The organism is Herbiconiux daphne, assembly GCF_024979295.1.
GTDB lineage: Bacteria > Actinomycetota > Actinomycetes > Actinomycetales > Microbacteriaceae > Herbiconiux > Herbiconiux daphnes.
Genome location: NZ_JANLCJ010000008.1, coordinates 122,311 through 139,342, shown reverse-complemented (window position 1 = coordinate 139,342; position 17,032 = coordinate 122,311). Strand labels below are relative to the sequence as shown.

At 67.4% G+C, this 17,032-nt stretch carries 17 protein-coding genes; 9 read left to right on the top strand and 8 right to left on the bottom strand.

Annotated elements, in window-relative coordinates:
- Nucleotides 1–17 precede the first annotated feature (17 nt).
- From N1032_RS18750 to N1032_RS18715, 8 genes are all read right to left on the bottom strand, one after another.
- Complete coding sequence (locus N1032_RS18750) at nt 18–1,853, bottom strand: helix-turn-helix domain-containing protein (RefSeq protein ID WP_259540886.1); 1,836 nt, start codon at nt 1,851–1,853, stop codon at nt 18–20.
- A gap of 551 nt (nt 1,854–2,404) precedes the next feature.
- Nucleotides 2,405–2,641, bottom strand: a complete 237-nt coding sequence (locus N1032_RS18745) for a hypothetical protein (protein ID WP_259540884.1) — start codon at nt 2,639–2,641, stop codon at nt 2,405–2,407.
- 157 nt (nt 2,642–2,798) lie between these two features.
- On the bottom strand, nt 2,799–3,227 hold the full coding sequence (locus N1032_RS18740) for a helix-turn-helix domain-containing protein (protein WP_259540883.1): 429 nt from the start codon (nt 3,225–3,227) through the stop codon (nt 2,799–2,801).
- A 164-nt stretch (nt 3,228–3,391) separates the two neighbouring features.
- Nucleotides 3,392–4,141: an FHA domain-containing protein gene (locus N1032_RS18735; protein ID WP_259540881.1), complete on the bottom strand. Its 750-nt coding sequence runs from the start codon at nt 4,139–4,141 to the stop codon at nt 3,392–3,394.
- Entirely contained in the window at nt 4,141–5,256 is a 1,116-nt protein-coding gene (locus tag N1032_RS18730) for a M23 family metallopeptidase (RefSeq protein WP_259540879.1), read from the bottom strand. The genes N1032_RS18735 and N1032_RS18730 overlap by 1 nt, the downstream gene beginning before the upstream one ends.
- Before the next feature lie 3 nt (nt 5,257–5,259).
- Entirely contained in the window at nt 5,260–5,766 is a 507-nt protein-coding gene (locus tag N1032_RS18725) for a hypothetical protein (RefSeq protein ID WP_259540877.1), read from the bottom strand.
- Nucleotides 5,763–7,082 carry a MinD/ParA family ATP-binding protein gene (locus N1032_RS18720; RefSeq protein WP_259540872.1) on the bottom strand — a complete coding sequence of 440 codons (1,320 nt, stop codon included), beginning with the start codon at nt 7,080–7,082 and terminating at the stop codon, nt 5,763–5,765. Before N1032_RS18720 ends, N1032_RS18725 begins: the two co-directional genes overlap by 4 nt.
- Nucleotides 7,079–7,354: a helix-turn-helix domain-containing protein gene (locus tag N1032_RS18715; RefSeq protein WP_259540870.1), complete on the bottom strand. Its 276-nt coding sequence runs from the start codon at nt 7,352–7,354 to the stop codon at nt 7,079–7,081. The genes N1032_RS18720 and N1032_RS18715 overlap by 4 nt, the downstream gene beginning before the upstream one ends.
- Before the next feature lie 205 nt (nt 7,355–7,559).
- Between N1032_RS18715 and N1032_RS18710 the strand changes: the two genes are divergently transcribed.
- The 9 genes from N1032_RS18710 to N1032_RS18670 are packed head-to-tail and all read left to right on the top strand — an operon-like array spanning nt 7,560 to nt 16,950.
- The gene (locus N1032_RS18710) at nt 7,560–8,180 is read left to right on the top strand and encodes a DUF6668 family protein (RefSeq protein ID WP_259540868.1); all 621 of its coding nucleotides are present in this window, start codon (nt 7,560–7,562) and stop codon (nt 8,178–8,180) included.
- A gap of 11 nt (nt 8,181–8,191) precedes the next feature.
- A complete protein-coding gene (locus N1032_RS18705) occupies nt 8,192–8,494 on the top strand; it encodes a hypothetical protein (RefSeq protein WP_259540866.1) in 303 nt (100 codons plus the stop codon).
- Nucleotides 8,495–8,525: 31 nt separating this feature from the next.
- Entirely contained in the window at nt 8,526–9,260 is a 735-nt protein-coding gene (locus N1032_RS18700) for a hypothetical protein (protein WP_259540865.1), read from the top strand.
- 3 nt (nt 9,261–9,263) lie between these two features.
- The gene (locus tag N1032_RS18695; RefSeq protein ID WP_259540864.1) at nt 9,264–10,862 is read left to right on the top strand and encodes a hypothetical protein; all 1,599 of its coding nucleotides are present in this window, start codon (nt 9,264–9,266) and stop codon (nt 10,860–10,862) included.
- Between the two features lie 12 nt (nt 10,863–10,874).
- On the top strand, nt 10,875–12,377 hold the full coding sequence (locus tag N1032_RS18690; protein WP_259540862.1) for an SCO6880 family protein: 1,503 nt from the start codon (nt 10,875–10,877) through the stop codon (nt 12,375–12,377).
- A complete protein-coding gene (locus tag N1032_RS18685) occupies nt 12,377–14,047 on the top strand; it encodes an ATP/GTP-binding protein (protein WP_259540860.1) in 1,671 nt (556 codons plus the stop codon). The genes N1032_RS18690 and N1032_RS18685 overlap by 1 nt, the downstream gene beginning before the upstream one ends.
- Nucleotides 14,044–15,861, top strand: a complete 1,818-nt coding sequence (locus N1032_RS18680; protein WP_259540858.1) for a type IV secretory system conjugative DNA transfer family protein — start codon at nt 14,044–14,046, stop codon at nt 15,859–15,861. Before N1032_RS18685 ends, N1032_RS18680 begins: the two co-directional genes overlap by 4 nt.
- The gene (locus N1032_RS18675) at nt 15,854–16,306 is read left to right on the top strand and encodes a DUF4913 domain-containing protein (RefSeq protein WP_259540851.1); all 453 of its coding nucleotides are present in this window, start codon (nt 15,854–15,856) and stop codon (nt 16,304–16,306) included. Before N1032_RS18680 ends, N1032_RS18675 begins: the two co-directional genes overlap by 8 nt.
- Complete coding sequence (locus tag N1032_RS18670) at nt 16,303–16,950, top strand: hypothetical protein (protein WP_259540843.1); 648 nt, start codon at nt 16,303–16,305, stop codon at nt 16,948–16,950. The genes N1032_RS18675 and N1032_RS18670 overlap by 4 nt, the downstream gene beginning before the upstream one ends.
- The last annotated feature ends 82 nt before the right edge of the window (nt 16,951–17,032 follow it).

Below are 17,032 nucleotides of genomic sequence, written 5' to 3'. Positions count from 1 at the left end.
TTGAGCCGTGTGGTCCGCTACGCGACGTCGCCGAGCTGCCAGCGACTGTCGGGGTTGAGGTAGCCGGCGTTGACGTATTGGCGTGCCTCGCGGTGGTTTCCTCGGCCATCGGCTGAGCGTGGGTATCTGGGCCAGTTTCGTTCCCCGGTCCCGGCGTCGCGAAAGATGGGGCGGGCTGACACGTGGGGGCGTTTTGGTCGTTGGCGTGGGCTGCTGGTCATGGTGTCGTATTCGGCCAGCCACCATGCCCAGACTTCTCGTTCTTCGCCGTAGCGCCGCGCTCGAGCAGCGAGGGTTCCGAGGACCCCGAGCTTCCGAGCAGCGGCATCGCGCAAGTCACGGACGGACCGTGTCCAGCCGGAGCCACGTTTGATGACGAGTCGTGAGTGCCGAAGCCGACTCAGAGCTGTGGTCGCGGTTCGCCGGTCGATGCCGAGGAGTTCTGCCGCGCCATCGACAGTGATCGGGTCTGGCCGATCACGGAGCTCTGCGTAGATTCGTCCGGCGGTATGTCCGTGGCCAGCACGGGTGAAGAGGTCGTGCCGGCCGTCGGTCAGGAGGTGCGTGAGCTTGTTGAGGATCACGGTGCGGGTACTGAAGAGCTGACCCGGGGGGCGGGGGTTATTAAAAGGTTGTGACCGGTCCTTGTCAGAGGGTGTGGAAAAGTCGGGGGTTAGCCTGAATTCGCGCGCGTTGGGACCGTCTGCGGTCCTGATCGTTTCGATCCAGCCGTCGGTGGTGAGCGCTTTGAGAGCGGTGTTGGCGGTGGTGCGTCCGATGCCGGCGAGGAGGGCGAGGTCGCGGATGGATGCACTGATGATCTCTTTGCCGGTGTGCATGCTGAGGTACGTCAGGGCGAGGAGAACGGAGCGTTGGCTGACGGCGGCTTCGGTGCGTCCCCATCGGCCGGGGCTTGCGTGGAGGCGCTGCAGGAGGGTCTCGGTGGTGGTGATGATGCCGTCGAGTTGACTGAGGTCCTGGATGCGCGTGCTGGGTGGAAGGCTTTGGCGGAAGGTTGCGATGTCTTGTGCTTTGGCCCATTGCCTGTTGAGGCGTTCTGTCGCTTCGTGAATGGTTCTGGGGCGTCGTGTGCCGCGGCCGGTGTTCTTGGTGCGGTAGTGCTCCATGCCGGGGGCGGTGCGTGCGGCGTGTTCGATGTCGCGGCTGCTCCAGCCGGCCGTCGCGGCGGCGAGGAGGCACATGAACCCGGTCCAGGACGGGTTGTTGCCGCCTCGCACGGTGGCCATGTGGGCTTCGCCCCAGCTGGTGAGCTTGCGGTGGGGGCGGTGGTTGTTGGTGGGCCCGGAAGGTCCGCTTTGTTCCGTGTGCGCGCGGGGAGCGGTGTCTTCGAGGGCGACGGTTACGGCGGTGAGTGCGGCAGGTTCCGCTCCTGCGTTCAGGAGGCTGTCGGTGGTGCCGCGAAGCACGGTGGAGTGGCTTCCGTTCCGGTGGGGTGACAGAGGCGGGCGGGCAGCGCCTTCGCGGGCGTTGAGGAGCATGCCGTGGTCGAGGCTTCGGTAGTGGGCGCGGGCTGCGGTTGCGAGGGCGGCGGTGGCGGGGGCGGAGAGTCCGCCTCGGGGGGCGATCCAAATGTGTCGGCCGCCGGAGGTCGAGGATTCGCAGATCAGGTGCGGCACGTTGTGGGCTGTGAGGAGGGTGCTGAGTGCGTCGCAGTCGTCTTGTGCGGTTTCGGGTTCGTCGGCTTTGGCGTCGAAGTCGAAGCAGAGCAGTCGGAAGATACCGTGGTTATCGGCGAGCCTCATGCACCAGGGGGTGGTGGGTGTGTGGGGGTTGAGGCGGTGCAGGTGGGGGTATTCGTTGGCGCGGAGTTGGCCGTCGGCTTCACGGACCATGATGCGGACTTGGTCGCGGGGGCTGATGCGCCGGGTGAGCTCCCATGCGGTGTGGGTATCTGGTGACGGGTGGGTATTTGGTGACACGCCGCCCGGTTGTGCTGCAGTTGTGGGGGGTTGGCGCGTTACGATGGGGATACCTCCACTCCGGTGGGTGGGTACGTCAAAGGCCCGGATCTGATCCGGTCTTTGCTGATAGATCGGCCGCTGCACCTGTTTGGGTCGCCAAACTTGTCGCAGGTGAGCGGCTGAGAGGCTTTGGCCCGTCGCGTTGCGGCGGGCCGCTTCTTGTTAAGCGGCTGTGATGCGGTCCTCCTGGGGTAGGGGGCGCACGCTGTCGGTTGCAGGTGTGAGTTGTGGGGCGTGGGTATTTGGTGACACGCCGGTGTTGCCGCTGTGCTCAGTTGTGGCGGAGCCTACAATCCTGAACATAGGGAGACCTCCCGTGAGGGTTGGTTGATCTGGTTGAGCTCGAGCCGCGTGCCTGGCAGCTGGTTGGTTCGAGCTTGGTTGTGGGAGATGCCCGCCGCGTTTGCGGCGGGCTCTTTCTGTTAAGCCACCTCTGAGATCGGCAACTCCTGATAGCGGGGCATGATCGGGGACTGGGGTGCGAGGTCGGCCATGCCGACGTCGCGGGCGAGTACCGAAGCGATGTAGTCGTTGACGCTCATCCCTCGGGCTTCGGCTTTCTCGCGGACAGCCTCGCCGAGGGGCGTGGCGACACGGGATATGAGTGCTTGGCGGTCGCCTTTGCTTTGCCGTCCGCCTCGGTATCGCTGGCTAGTCATGGCACTGAATCTATGTGCGTTAAGAATCAGATTCTGTGAGTTGCCGCGGTGTGTCGGCAGCTTCTGAATCAGATTCTCGAATCTGGGCGAACCGGATGAGTTGGCGCATCCGGCTTTCCTGATAGCGGCAGCTGCCGGGATCAAATTCCGGCTGTGACTAACCATGCTGATTGTCCCTCTGATTACTAGCCTCGCGAAGGGCTTGGCGTAGCTGAGACTTGCGGACGAGCCAGCGGCCGCCGACGTGGAAGGCGGGTATCACTCCAAGCTCCATCCATCGGTAGATCGTGGGCTTGGACTTGTCGAATAGCTCCATTAGATCGCGGTGACTCATCTCCTCTGCGTACACGGCAAGCACGTCCACGGGCTCAGCCGGCTGGGGCTGGGGGCGATTGCTGTTGGCGTCGAGCCATGCCCGTACCTCGGGCTTGAAGATGATCCAGCTGCGCTCAAGGCGGTATGCCGGGATGACGCCGTTGGTGAGGCGGGTGAAGATACCCGGCCGGCCAACACTGAGGATCCGGGAGAGATCGGTTGTGGAGAGCGCGTTGGGGAAGGCGTCCCAATAGGTGTCGTCGTCGGTCATCAGAGCAGCGGTTTCATGGGAGTCCCGATCGGGGTCGACGGAAAAGCGGTCAGGGCTTCGGGTGTCCTGGCGTTCATCAGCGGTTAGGCCGCCGTTCGGCCTTCTCCAAGCATTATCCCAGCTCGAGTACCCCGCACTAGGGTCAGCGGCGCCGACTCGTGCCGTCATCGTTCATCCTGCGTCCCGCTGCTGGTTGCCGTGTCGATCGAGAATCGCTGTCCGCCGATGTGCACGACGTCGCCGTGACGCACCGGATAAGAGCGGCCAGGGGCGAGGTCGATGCGCTGCCCAACCGGGCGCCGGATCTGGCTTCCGTTCCCGGAGTGTAGGTCAGTGGTCCAGAGCTGGCCGTCGACCCACGCGACGAGCAGGTGCGTTTTGGACACTGTTCGCGTCAGGTCATCGATTACCACGAGTTGGTCGACGAGTTCGCCGTCGACCGCGGCGGGCCGGCGCCCGATCAGAGCACTGCTAGAGACGCGGGCGACGTCGCCCGTGCCGAACCGAAGCGTGGCGATCGCGCCTCGGTTCAAGCGCTCGCCAGCGACGAGCTCGACGGTGGCCAGGGCCGCGGTCGGCACGGATGCGGAGAGCGTCGTTCCTTCGTTGGGGGTGGGTGTGTGCTCGAGCGGGGGTCTGCGTCGGCGGGAGGCTGGTGGGGCGAGGTCGGTGACGGTGCCGTTTGGGTGGACTGCGAGCTGCCAGGTGCCGTGTGGGTCGGTGGTGGTTATGCGGATGGGGCGGCCGAGCGTGGTGGCGAGCTCGGCCGCGTACTGGGTGACGGCGGTTCGGGTGTCAGCGGCGGGTACTGGAGGGTAGTCGATGTGGCGGCCGGCGACGTTGGCGTGGGCGCTGCCGTCCTGGTGCACGTTGACGACGAGCACGGGGTAGGCGGGGATGGGTGTGGGCGGCATCAGTAGTTCCTGGTGCAGCTGTCGGCGGGGCAGAGTTCGACGCCGAAGAGGGCGAAGAACTTTTCAGGGTCGATGAATCCGGGGACGGGTGCGCCGAGCGTCTCGGAGGTGGGCAGGGTCGCCACCTGGGGGTCGGTGTTTCCGTCGACGTTGATGCGGATGTCGAGGTGGCAGCCGGTGGAGGGGCCTTCGTTGCCGGTGAGGGCGATCTGCTGGCCAGCGGTCACGGCATCGCCTACGTTCACGGTGACGTCGGCTAGGTCCATGTGCAGGTAGGAGACGGTGTAGCCGGCTGGGGACTTGATGGACACCTGGTAGCCCTCGGCGAGCGCGACGGTGCCGTTCTCGATGGAGTAGATCGGGTCTTTGCAGTTGCCGGGCCAGTGCTGGAGGTCGTCGGCGGGGTGCCAGCTGGAGGCGCCGCCTGTGGGTGCGCCGCGGGGTCCGAAGTCGTCGGTCATGTTGAAGCCGGGGGAGAGGGGCAGCATGACGCTGCCGCTCGCACATCCGGTCCCGGTGGGGCCTCCTGCGAGGGCCGTCACGATGGCGTCGGCTGGCTCAAAGAACGGCGCGTAGTAGAACGGGTCTGCGTTGCCCTGCACCTTGTGGATGGCGAGGGTGGGTTCGAGGTTCTGCCAGTCGGCCACGCCGACGAGCCGCTGGAAGAACGACGTGGCGGCGTAGGTCGGGTCCATGGCCTGCTCTCGCGTGCCCCAGGTGCCTAGGCACCACTGCTGCTGAAAGAGCCCCACCGAGCAGGTGGGGGTGCCGTCCGGGTTGGTGACGCCGTTACCCTCGTCGCCGTAGTCGAGGTTAACTAGCGTGCTCTCACCGATGGCCGTCATGACGCCGATCACCTGCGCCTTTCGATCGAGGCCGAGCGCGGAGGCGGCGTTCATGATGTACGCGGCGTTCTTCAGCTGCTCACCCTCGAATCCGGCTACCGGCTCGGTGGGTACCTTCTCCGGGTCGATCGAGTTCGCGGCCGCGGCGCACGATGCAGCGGCACCGCCTCCGGTGAAGACGAGCACGATGAGCAGGAAGAGCGTGGCGAGCACGATGAGTGGTGCGCCGATGAAGGTCAGCGCCCCTGTGCCTTTGCTCTGCTCCGCCATGGGCTACGCCTGCGCGGGCCGGATTCGGTCAGCGAGCCACGGGGCAGCCGGGTCGATGCGGCTCAGGCTCACGTTGTACGGGCCGGCGTCGGTGGGAACCTCGATGATCAGCGCGACCTCCGTGGAGCCGTCGAGGATCGTGCCGGCGCCGGTGACCTGGTGCACAGGCACCTTGGCCGGGTCGGTGCCCTCGTACGCGGCCGCGCCGACCTGGGTCATCAGCGGGTAGAGGTTGTTCATCCACGTCTCCGCATCCAGGGTCGGCTGCCCGAACGTGGCGACCACCTTCTCGGCCGCGGCGAGCGCCGATTCTCGACTGTCGTCGCCGGCCTCCGGTACGGGGATGACTGTGGCGTCGTCGCTGGGCGGTGTGGGGTTCGGGCTGCTGGGCGACGTCGGGGCGGCGGTGACCGTGCTGGTGGAGCTAGAGGCGTCCGTGTCGGGGTCTGCGACGCATCCGGTGAGGGCGAGCGCTGCGATCAGGGGCAGCGCTGCTGCGGCGCGGTTCACAGGCCGTCCGCTACGGTGGCGGTGACCTGGAGCCACGCTTCTCGGGTGGCCGGTGACAGGGCGTCGAAGTTCAGGGTTCCGCCGTCGACCAATGCGTCGTCGTGGGGCACGTGGTGCACGGCGCGGGTGAGGGAGCGGAAGTGCGAGTCGAGTCGGCGGACGAGTTGCGGGTCGGCGACCTTCGAGGGTGAGGCGAGCACGGTGACGGCGTTGCGCACCTTGTCCTCGTGGCCTTTCTCGTAGAGGCCGTCGACGAGCCACGCGGCCGAGTTGGCGGTGTCCTCACGGATCGTGGAGACGATGACCACCTGGTCGGCTGCCGCGAGGGCAGCTTCCCAGTTCGAGGCGCGCATGTTGTTACCGGTGTCCACGACGATGACGCGGTAGAAGCGGCTGAGGGTCTGGTGCAGGTTCTCGAACGCGGCCGCGTCGATCGTGCTCGACGCGGCCGCGTCCTCGTCAGAGGCGAGCACGTGGAACTGGGTAGGGTTCTGGGCCCGGACGTAGTTATCGAGGTCGCCCACCCGGGCGTTGCGAATGTCATTGAACCGGTCGAGATCTCGAAGAAGGTCAACAGCCGTGTTCTGGTGGCGGGCCGGCTGGGCACGCCACCCGAGCGTGCCCCTGGTCTCGTTGTTGTCCCACGCCAGCACAGAGCCGCCGCGATGGATGCCGAACGTGGCCGACAGGAGCATGGTCGAGGTCGTCTTGTGCGCCCCACCCTTGGGGTTGATGACGACGATCGTGCGCGGGCCGCTGAGGCTGCGGGCGACGCGTTCGATGGCGTCGCGGTGGGCGAGCTCGAAGGCGCCGGGGGCGGGCTTGATGAGGCCGCCCGTGAGCGTGCGCACTGTGCCTTGCCATCCCATCGTCGCGGGACCGACCGGGGCGGCGGGCCTGGACTGCAGAAGGTCGTTCAGGGTCGGCCGCGGCTTGGCCACCTCGACCTGCGGCGCGACCTGCTGCTGCGGGGCGGCGGGCGCCACGGGCACCTGCTCTGGCGCGGCGTGCGCGGGCGTGGTGGCCTCGGGCTGCTGCACGACCGCGGCAGAGGCGTCGAGGGCGGTGATGGGCTCGAGGTGTCCGTCAGGGTGGACGGCGAACAGCTGCTCTCCGAGCCCGTCGCGGGTGAGCAGGCGGACCGGCCGCCCGAGCTCCATGGCAGTTGCAGTGACGAGCGCGACGATTTCGGCGCGCACCGCGGCATCGGTGGCGCCGGAGACGTCCTGGGTGCTGCCGTTGATCGTGACCGTGCCCGTCGCATCGGCCGCGACCGTCGCCTCGATCTTCGGGAACGTCGGAACGGTGATGGTCATGAGGTGCCTCTCTCGTCGTCCTGAAGATTCAGTGCGGCCTGCTCGTTGTGATGGGCCAGGAGGTACGCGCGCAGCTGCTCGCGGGGGATTCGCCAGTTCTTCCCGATCCTGACGGCCGGCAATCGGCTGGCCGGATCGGAGGTCGTCAGAAGGTCGCGCACGCTCCGCTCGCCCAGGTTGATGACCCGCGAAACCTCCCCCACAGTGAGCATGTCGCCGTAGCGGGAGAGCGCGGAATCGGGCCACATCAGCGTCGAAATCGGTTCGTCCACCCTAAGAGGCTAACGGACAATCGGTCACATAAGCGCAGATCAGTACATTTGATGGCACACAAGGTAATTTATGTGAGACTGGTTTGACTGTGCCCCATACTGGGGGTCCGATGAAGGACTACGTCCATGCTCTACCAGTGTCGACCAAGACGCAAACCGGATGAGATTTGGTATTCCGAGTCTCAATCGGGAAGGGATCGAGTGAATGACCAACGTGAATCCGTGGCTTGTGAGCCCGAAAGAGCCGGCAGCTGAGGTGCCCGAGGCGCAGCTTCCGAAATCGAGGCGAGACGTGCGCGGCGGTGCCACAGCTCCCCAGCTCGGCGTGCCCGCGCCCGACACCGCCGACCGGCTCCCTCGACGCGAGCAGGCATGGCCAGCGACCGCCTGGTGGCTCGGCGTGCACGGCGGCGCCGGCGAATCGACACTGGCCACCCTGGCCAGCGGGACGCGCCCCGCAGATCACAGCTGGCCCATTCCGATCACTCCCGGCACCACACATCGGGTGGTGCTCGTCGCTCGCAGCAACTTCGCCGGCATCACCGCGGCCCAGCGCGCGGCGACCGAGTGGGCCTCGAACGCTCTGGGCGAGGGCGTAGGCCTCGCCGGCCTCGTGCTGATCGCAGATGCACCCGGTCGACTGCCGAAGCCACTGCGCGAGCTCGAGCACATCGTCGCCGGCGGCGTGCCCCGGGTGTGGCACCTGCCGTGGGTCGACGCCTGGCGCGTCGGACCGATCGACGCGGCCGCGCAGCTGCCCAAGGAGTTCCGCCAACTCTTCACCGACCTCGCTATCACAACCCTGAGCACATCCGCTCACCACTGAAAGGACACGCCATGTCTCTCTCCCTCGCAGCCGCACACGTGCTCACCGCGGCCAGCCAGTACACCGGCCTACTGCCCGACCCCGACCCGGTAGCCCCTCCCGGATTCGAGGGCGTCGCGACGATCCTCAGCTGGGCGAAGTGGGTCGGCCTCATCGCCGCCATCCTCGCTCTGATCGCCGTGGCCGTGATGTTCATGTTCAACTCCCGCCGCGGCGAAGGCGGCGAACACATCAAAACCTTCGTCGCCATCCTGATCGGCGTCATGATCATCGGCGCCGCCACCGCCCTCGTCGGATTCCTCTCCGGCTCCTAAACCACCGCCACTCCGCCGAAGGGAACCACGCATGAGCAGCACCGAGACCAAAAGCCCGTTCAAGAACCGCGGATTCATCGCCGCAGCCATCCTCGTCGGGATCATCGTCCTGGCCGGAATCATCGTGCTCGTCACGTCACTCACCCGCAGCGGCGATGTTGCCGACCCGGTTACTACCCCGCCTGCGTCGACCTCCACGGCTAGCACAGCGGACCCCAGCGTGTGCGGCCTGCCCGGGGACGAGGCGACGGACACGCTTGATGCCGCGCCCGACTCGACGTGGGAGCTCGTGGGCACGCTGGCTGCCCCGACAGATCCTGGGGTCTCGGGCCCGGGGACGATCGACGCTGACGGGTTCCGCAGCTGCTTCGCGCACACGGCGGAGGGGGCGCTATACGCGGCTGTGAACTACTTCGCGATGAGCACCGATAGCCGGTTGGCTCCGGAGCTGTCGGAGCGGTACCTGGTGCCCGGCCCTGGCCGGGATGCTGCGCTAGCAAAAGAAGCTGCTGGGGAATACGCCGCAGCCGACGGTGGGCTTCGTGCGCAGGTGGCTGGGTACACGATCAGCTCGTACGACGGCGAGCAGGCGACCGTGGATTTGGTGGTCCAGGTGGCGAACAGCGGCGCACTCGTCAGCATCCCGACTGTGCTCGAGTGGTACGAAGGCGATTGGAAGGCGGTTGTCGACAACGACGGCAACAGTCCTTTGGAAACGGCGCAGCTGGAGAGCCTCGGCGGCTATACCCCATGGGCTGGGGCGTGACCCGTGCCTGAAGAGTGCGCGACCTTCGACTTCGCCTGCAAGCTAGGAGAGGGTGCGAAGGACATCATCTCGCAGGCGTCGAATGACGCCGTGCAGGAGCTGATGAACCGAGTGCTGGAAGGGCTCGGGAAGGCGTTGGGCAGCATCGGGACGATGTGGGTCAACGTGCCCACCCCGGTGCTAACTGCCGGCAACGGCACAGGGGTGCTGCCCACGAGCAACCCCGGGGCCGACCAGTTCACGACGATCCTCTCGTACGTGAGCTACATCGGGTTGGCGATCGCCGTTCTGTCGATCGTCGCGCTCGGCGCGCTCATGGCGTTGCAGTCGCGACGCGGTGAGGGCCTCCGGAATGCTGGCAAGCTCGGCGTGATCTTCATCGCCATCTTGCTCATCTCGGGGGCGTCCGCGCTCGTGGGCGGGCTTCTGTCTGCGCGAGCGCCGGAGGGCTCGTCGTCGACGGTCGGGTTCTTGCAGAACGCTCTCTGGTACTGGGTTGGGGGCCTTGCGATCCTGTCCATCATCATCGCTGGCATCCGGATGGCGTGGGAGCAGCGGGCGCAGCCCGGCAAAGACCTGATCCAGTCGCTCATCACTCTCGTGGTGGTTTCGGGTACGGGTCTGGCCGTGATCACTCTGGCCACGACGGCCGCCGACCAGTTCTCGGTGTGGATTCTTCAAGGGGCGACCGATTGTGACGTGTCCGTGGCCGGTAGCCAGTGCTTCGGCACGAACATGGCCGCTCTGATCACTCTGACCGCTGCGTCACCTATCGGCGTGATCGGGGTGCTTATCCTCGGCGCGATCGCACTGCTGATGACCTACGTGCAGGTCGCGTTGATGGTCATCCGGGGCGGTCTGCTGGTCGTGCTTGCAGGTGCGCTCCCGTTGACCGCGAGCTTCACCAACACGCAGATGGGTAAGCAGTGGTTCGGGAAGATGATCGGCTGGACGCTGGCCTTCATTCTGTATAAGCCCGCGGCCGCCCTGATCTACGCGGCCGCGTTCAGCCTCGCCGGCACCGATGCTTTCCAAGACGACGGGGGCGGCATCTACTCGATCCTCACCGGCCTCGCTCTCATGCTTATGGCGCTGATCGCGCTGCCGGCGCTGCTGAAGTTCGTGGCGCCGATGACGGGCGCGGTCGCTGGCGGCGGCGCTGCGGGTCTCGCTCTGGCCGGCGCCGCTGGGATGGTCGGAGGTGAAGTTGCCAGCGGTGCGGTTCGCCGGATGAGCAGCTCCAGTAACAGCGGGGGAGGAGTCGGCGGGGGCGGCGGCGATTCGAGTCCGAGCGGCGCGAGCATGGCCGGGAAGGGCAGCCCCGCCCCGACACCCTCACCTGCGGGCGCGAGTGGTGGCGGCGCTGGAGCTGCGGCACGGGCCGGTGCATCCGGGGGCGGTGCGGCCCCGGGTGGAGCCGCTGCGGGAGCGGGCGCAGGTGCTGGCGCGGGAGCTGGTGCGGCGGCGGGTGGGGCCGCTGCGGCTGGTCCCGCGGCTCCGATCGTGATGGGGGCGCAGATGTTCAAGGAGCGGGCCAAGGCCGCGGGGGAGGCCGCGCAGGGAACGGTCCAGTCGGCCGCAGACGATGCAACTGGAGCGTAGGGAGTTCGTGCGATGACAACGACAGATGGTGCGCCCCCGGCGTACGGCAACTGGACCAAGCCCAAGACGGCCGGCCTGCTAGGCCTGGGCACGATCGGGACCGCGATCCTGTTCTTCGGGGCCGGGTTCAGTGTGATCGTCACGATGGCGTCGACCATCGTCAATGGCCTGCTCACCGCTCTGGTGTTCGGGCTGTTCCTGCTGACGGTTTCCGTCAAGGACAAGCATGGCCAGAGTCTGCTGATGCGGACCACAACACGGGTGGGATGGATGGCTACGAAGAGCAAGGGATCGAACATCTACCGGTCGGGGCCGCTTGGCCGCGCCGAGTGGGGCACGACGCAGCTGCCCGGCCTGACGGCTGGGTCCCGGCTGACCGAGTGGCGCGACAGCTACAACCGGCCTTTTGCGCTGGTGCAGGTGCCGAACACGTCGGACTTCACGGTCGTCATTGGCACCGAGCCTGATGGGGCCGCGCTCGTCGACCGTGAGCAGGTCGACGTGTGGGTGGCCGAGTGGGGCATGTGGCTGGCCAACCTCGGAGACGAACCGGGGATCGAGGCGGTGTCGGTGACGATCGAGACGGCACCGGACACTGGCACGAGGCTGCGTCGCGAGGTGAGCTCGCGCATCGACCCGAACGCACCCGAGTTCGCAAGGAGCATCCTCAACGACCTGGTGGAGCACTACCCGGCCGGGTCGGCCACGATCAAGGCCTATGTAGCCATCACGTTCAACGCTGCCGCGCGCGCCGGGGGCAAGAAGCGCACCCCTGATGAGATGGGCCGTGAGCTCGCCTCACGACTGCCAGGTCTCACGCAGGGGCTCTCGGCCACCGGCGCTGGCGCGACGCACCCGTTGAGCGCCCAGGAGCTTTGCGAGGTCATCCGTGTGGCTTACGATCCGGCGGCAGCGCGGTTGATCGACGATGCCAACGCGGCGGGCGAGCCGCCCGAGTTGTATTGGCCGGAGGTTGGCCCGACCGCGCATCAGGCCAGCTGGGACACCTACCGGCATGACTCCGCCGTGTCGGTGACGTGGATGATGAGCGGCGCCCCGCGCGGCAACGTGCCCTCGAGCATCCTGGCCAGGCTGCTCGCACCTCACCGCGACGTCGCCCGGAAGCGGATCACGCTGTTGTACCGCCCGATTGACGCGGCCAAGGCGGCCGCGCTCGTCGAGGCGGACGCGCGTGCGGCAATGTTCAATCTCCAGTCCTCGAATAAGCCCACCGCTCGGAGCGTCACCGCGACAAAATACGCACTGGCGACCGCTCAGGAAGAGGCGTCCGGGGCGGGCCTGGTGAACTTCGGCATGCTCGTCACCGCGACGGTGACGGATGCCGCGCAGGAGGCCGACGCGAAGGCGGCGATCGACAGTCTGTCGGCCACCGCGCGGCTGCGGCTGCGCGTCGTGCACGGGTCGCAGGATTCCGCGTTCGCGGCGGCGCTGCCGCTTGGCCTGGTGCTGCCGAAGCATCTCCGCATCCCCACTGAGGTCAGGGAGCAGCTGTAATGCCCGCGATCGACAACACACGCCGCAAGATCCGCGCGTCGAAGCCGAAGGAGCTCGCACCGGCCAAGCCGTCGAAGGCCGAGCAGGAGCGCGAGAAGAAGCCCGTCGTGAAGCGGCCCGGGCCCCGCGGGTGGCTGGGTCGCGCTCGAGGTGAGGCGTCCGTCATTCAGCCTGTCGACGAGTGGCGCGGCACCACCGTGCAGGTCTGCGGGCTGCACCCCTTCTCGGTCGGCACGGGGACGCCGATGATCGGTGTTCCGTTGGGTTTGCAGCTGTTCACGGGCGCGACAGTGTGCGCCGACCCGATTTCGTGGTTCCAAGACGCCGGCCTCATCTCCAACCCTTCGGTGTTCGTCCTCGGCCTGCCCGGCCTGGGGAAGTCCACGCTGATCCGGCGCATGGCCGCCGGCGGCGCTGGCCTCGGCAACCTGCCGTTGGTGCTGGGCGATCTGAAACCCGACTACGTGGACATGATCAAAGCGCTCGGCGGCCAGGTCATCACCCTCGGCCGCGGCCGCGGCCACCTCAACATCCTCGACCCCGGAGAGGCTACGGCGGCCGCGGAGCGGCTGCGAGCTGCCGGCAAGGAGAAAGAGCGGGCGATCGTGCTCGCGGACGCGCACGGGCGCCGACACACGATGGTGTCGGCGCTGCTTACGATCCTGCGGAAGAACCCGCCCTCCGCGCGCGAAGAGGCGATCATCGACCGGGCCCTGAAAGTGCTCGACGAGCGAGCAGCGGGCGTCCCCGTGCTCGGTGACCTGCTGGCGGTCATCCAGGAGGCCCCGGCAGAAGTGCGCGCGGTCGCTCTCGATCGCGGGGACGATGACCGTTACCGGCGCATCACCGAAGAGCTGGAAGCGTCGCTCATCAGCCTCACCACGGGCGGCCGCCTCGGAGAGACGTTCGCCCACCCCACCGACGTACCGATGATGCGCGATCGCCCGGTGGTCTACGACGTGTCCTCGATCGACGATTCCGATACCGATATGCAGGCCGCGATCCTGCTCGCCTGCTGGTCTGCCGGCTTCGGCACGGTCAACATCGCGAACGCCCTCGCTGACGCCGGGCTGGAGCCACGACGCCACTACCTCGTGGTGCTGGATGAGCTGTGGCGGGCTCTCCGCGCCGGCCAGGGCATGGTCGATCGCGTCGACGCCCTGACCCGCCTCAACCGGCAGCGCGGCGTCGGCCTGGCCATGATCTCCCACACCATGAGCGACCTGCTCGCTCTGCCCACCGAATCGGACCGGATGAAGGCGCGCGGATTCGTCGAGCGCAGCGGCATGGTCATCGCGGGTGGGCTGCCGGGTGCGGAGATGCCCATGCTGACCAGCGCCGTGCCGCTGTCGCGTGCGGAGCAGGAGCTGCTGGCGTCGTGGCAGGACCCCGGCGCGTGGGACACTGGCGCCGGCCGCGAGGCGGAGCCGCCCGGGCGGGGGAAGTTCCTGATCAAGGTCGGCGGACACCCGGGCATCCCCGTCAAGGTCGAACTCATCGAAGCAGAGCGGGCGATCAACGACACGAACAAGCTCTGGCACCCGGCCGATTCGTTCCCCGAGCCGGACGAGTCCAACCCGGTGATCGGTCTGGAGAGCGCTGACGAGGTGGAACGCGAGTTCGAGGCTGAGGTGCCAGGGGCTGCTCGAGCAGAGGAAGGCGCAGCATGAGCACGTCGAACCGACGCCGCGCGCCTGGGCTCGACGGCTCGACGATCCTGCTGCTGGTCGGGCTCACGCTGGCCGTGCTGGTGCTCGGCACAGTGTGGGCGGCAGTGACGTGGGGATCGAAGCTCGACGGCGTGAACCCCGAGCTAAGTGGCGACCCGTTCGAGCTGTTCTTCGGTGTGCTCCGCGGCAAGGTGGCCTGGCCGGGCTCCGCCACCTGGATCGCCGTGGCGGCCGCGGTGGTCATCCTCGCTCTGGGCATTCTGCTGTGGGTGGCGATCGCCCGCGCCCGGTCCAAGCGGACCCGCGTCGACGAGGCCGCCCGGTTCATGGGCAAGGGCAAGGATCTCGCGTCTCTGTCGGCCAAGAACGCACGCGCCACGGCGCAGCGCCTCGGCGTCGACGGTTGGATCGGCGTCACGATCGGCGTCACCATCGTGGGCCGGCAGAAGCTCTACGCCTCCGCGGAGGACATGATCGTCATGGTCGCCGGCCCCCGGGTCGGGAAGTCGACGTCGTACGTCATTCCCGCGATCGTCGACGCGCCCGGCGCGGTCGTCACGACGTCGAACAAGCGCGACGTCGTGGATGCCACCCGGGACGTGCGGGCCGCGAACGGATCGACCGTCTGGGTGTTCGACCCTCAGGGCATCGCGCGGGAGGAGCCCTCCTGGTGGTGGAATCCGCTGTCCTATGTCACCGACGACACCCGCGCGGCCCGCCTGGCTGCGCACTTCGCGTCGTCGACGATGACGGGCGGAGCGTCCGAGAACTCGTCGTACTTCAACCGTGCCGGCGAGAGCCTGCTCGCCGGCTTCCTTCTCGCGGCCGCGCTCGATGGGCGACCGATCACGCAGATCTTCACCTGGACCACCCGGCCGGGGGAGATCGAGCCGGTAAAGATCCTGGAGCGGCACGGCTTCATCGGCATGGCTGACGCGGTAGCCGGCGAGGTGAACGGAGAGCCCAAGCGCCGCGACAGCGTGTACGGCACCGCGGCGCAGATGGTCGACTGCTTGAAGATCGGCAAGATCGCCCGCTGGGTCACGGCCCTCACCGGGGACGCGGCCGACGACCCGCGGCCGCAGTTCTCACCGGAGGCCTTCGTGCGGAGCAAAGACACCCTCTACAGCCTGTCGATGGAGGGCCAGGGGTCGGCCGGTCCGCTCGTGACCGCGCTGACCGCGATCACGGTGGAGGCTGCCGAAGAGCTGGCCACCACTCAGCGCCGCGGCCGCCTGTCGGTGCCGATGCTCGGCGTGCTGGATGAGGCGGCCAACGTCTGCCGGTGGCGGAACCTGCCCGACCTGTACTCGCACTACGGCTCCCGCGGCATCGTCCTGATGACCATCCTGCAGTCGTGGTCACAGGGCGTCGAGGTGTGGGGCCGCGAGGGCATGCGCAAGCTGTGGTCCGCGTCGAATGTGAAGGTCTACGGGGGCGGTGTCGCAGAGACGGAGTTCCTGGGCGAGCTGTCGCAGCTGGTGGGCGACTACGACAAGCACACGTCGTCGACGTCGGTCGGGCGAGGCCAGCGGTCGACGTCGCATCAGATCCACCGCGAGCGCACTCTCGACGTGTCCGAGCTCAGTGGCATGCCCCGCGGCCGCGCCGTGGTGTTCGCATCAGGCGCTCCCGCTACGCTCATCGAAACCGTACCGTGGATGCGCGGCCCCCACGCCGGACCGGTACGGGCGTCGATCGCCGCACACGACCCGGCCAACACTGCTGTCGCGGCGGCGGCGGTGCCGGTCCAGGAGCGAGCTCAGGCCTGGGTGGAGGCGGGCACGGCGACGGACGGAGAGCAGGATGACTGACTACGATGACGACCTCGACGCAGCAGACGGCGACGAGCCCGACATCGACCCACCCGAAGCGGACGAGAGCGTCAGCGGCGATGCGGGCTTGTTTTTCGGCTCTGTCGACGAGTTCGTGCGTGAGCAGTTGATCGAGGAATACCGGCGCGTCGTGGGCCCCAGCGGACGGGCACACCGCCGCTGGGCTGCGGAATGGTGGAGATACCCGGAAGCCGTCTCACGGCTCGAGGCGATATGGCGGGCGTGGGAGCATCTGCGACAGGACGGGGCCACCGGATCGAGCGTGTGGTGGCGCGATCACCTCGACCCGCACATGGCTGTCCTGATGGACGTCGAAGGTCCGTTCGCGGATTCGAAAGATCAGAACGACCCGGGGGAGAAGCTGCCCTACACCGCACCACCAGCGGGCCTGTTCCCGGATGTACGGCTAACGGATGCCGGATGATCGACGAAGATTACGCGGAAAGCGCCGCGAGTGCATTTGGTGACGCTGTCGTTGCCGTGAGCGTCTACCCGGGCGTGCACCATGCGCGCGTCGACCTGGCCGACGGCACGCGAGCACTGATCGACGTCAACGGTAACGAGGTGGGCCGTCGTCTGCGCGCGCCGGTCGCACAGGCCGTCGACGCGGAACTGACGACAGCGATCGACCCAGCTACGACGGGGGAGCGGCCGACGCCTGTGCGGTTGTCAGTGTTCTGTGGCCCACGCGGCTGGGTTGCTCGTGCCGACTTCATGGGCCGAAAAGCATGGAGCTACGCAAGCAGCATGGACGACATCCGATCGGCCGCAGCAAGCGCAATCGCCAAGGTCGGGGCCGAGTTTGCTCCTGAGGACCCGATCGTGCTCGACATGCCTGCGACGTACCTGAAGCTGTGGCCGCAGATCCGTGGCCAGGAAGATTATGTGGCGCAGCTGCGGCAAGAACTTCGCGTCGAAGAGCAGCGCGTCGACGAGCTCCGTAAGAAGTCTCTGCAGGCGTTGCGTCGGGCGCATGTGCCGGTTGACGATGCGCTTCGGATTCTCGCTGATGGTCCGATTATTGAGCCGCCGGCCAATAACGGGCCCGCCACGGCGGCCACCGACTAATTCCGCGAGACGGCGGACGCGTGCACACTCTCTGCTGCTCCTGCATCACGGTGGTCCCGGAGTGGGGCTGGATGGCTGGCTA

Excerpts from the sequence above, each read along its gene's own strand:
- N1032_RS18750 (WP_259540886.1), bottom strand. The coding sequence starts at position 1,853 with ATGGTCCGTGAAGCCGACGGCCAACTCCGCGCCAACGAATACCCCCAC.
- N1032_RS18745 (WP_259540884.1), bottom strand. The coding sequence starts at position 2,641 with ATGACTAGCCAGCGATACCGAGGCGGACGGCAAAGCAAAGGCGACCGC.
- N1032_RS18740 (WP_259540883.1), bottom strand. The coding sequence starts at position 3,227 with ATGACCGACGACGACACCTATTGGGACGCCTTCCCCAACGCGCTCTCC.
- N1032_RS18735 (WP_259540881.1), bottom strand. The coding sequence starts at position 4,141 with ATGCCGCCCACACCCATCCCCGCCTACCCCGTGCTCGTCGTCAACGTG.
- N1032_RS18730 (WP_259540879.1), bottom strand. The coding sequence starts at position 5,256 with ATGGCGGAGCAGAGCAAAGGCACAGGGGCGCTGACCTTCATCGGCGCA.
- N1032_RS18720 (WP_259540872.1), bottom strand. The coding sequence starts at position 7,082 with ATGACCATCACCGTTCCGACGTTCCCGAAGATCGAGGCGACGGTCGCG.
- N1032_RS18710 (WP_259540868.1), top strand. The coding sequence starts at position 7,560 with ATGACCAACGTGAATCCGTGGCTTGTGAGCCCGAAAGAGCCGGCAGCT.
- N1032_RS18705 (WP_259540866.1), top strand. The coding sequence starts at position 8,192 with ATGTCTCTCTCCCTCGCAGCCGCACACGTGCTCACCGCGGCCAGCCAG.
- N1032_RS18700 (WP_259540865.1), top strand. The coding sequence starts at position 8,526 with ATGAGCAGCACCGAGACCAAAAGCCCGTTCAAGAACCGCGGATTCATC.
- N1032_RS18690 (WP_259540862.1), top strand. The coding sequence starts at position 10,875 with ATGACAACGACAGATGGTGCGCCCCCGGCGTACGGCAACTGGACCAAG.
- N1032_RS18685 (WP_259540860.1), top strand. The coding sequence starts at position 12,377 with ATGCCCGCGATCGACAACACACGCCGCAAGATCCGCGCGTCGAAGCCG.
- N1032_RS18680 (WP_259540858.1), top strand. The coding sequence starts at position 14,044 with ATGAGCACGTCGAACCGACGCCGCGCGCCTGGGCTCGACGGCTCGACG.
- N1032_RS18675 (WP_259540851.1), top strand. The coding sequence starts at position 15,854 with ATGACTGACTACGATGACGACCTCGACGCAGCAGACGGCGACGAGCCC.
- N1032_RS18670 (WP_259540843.1), top strand. The coding sequence starts at position 16,303 with ATGATCGACGAAGATTACGCGGAAAGCGCCGCGAGTGCATTTGGTGAC.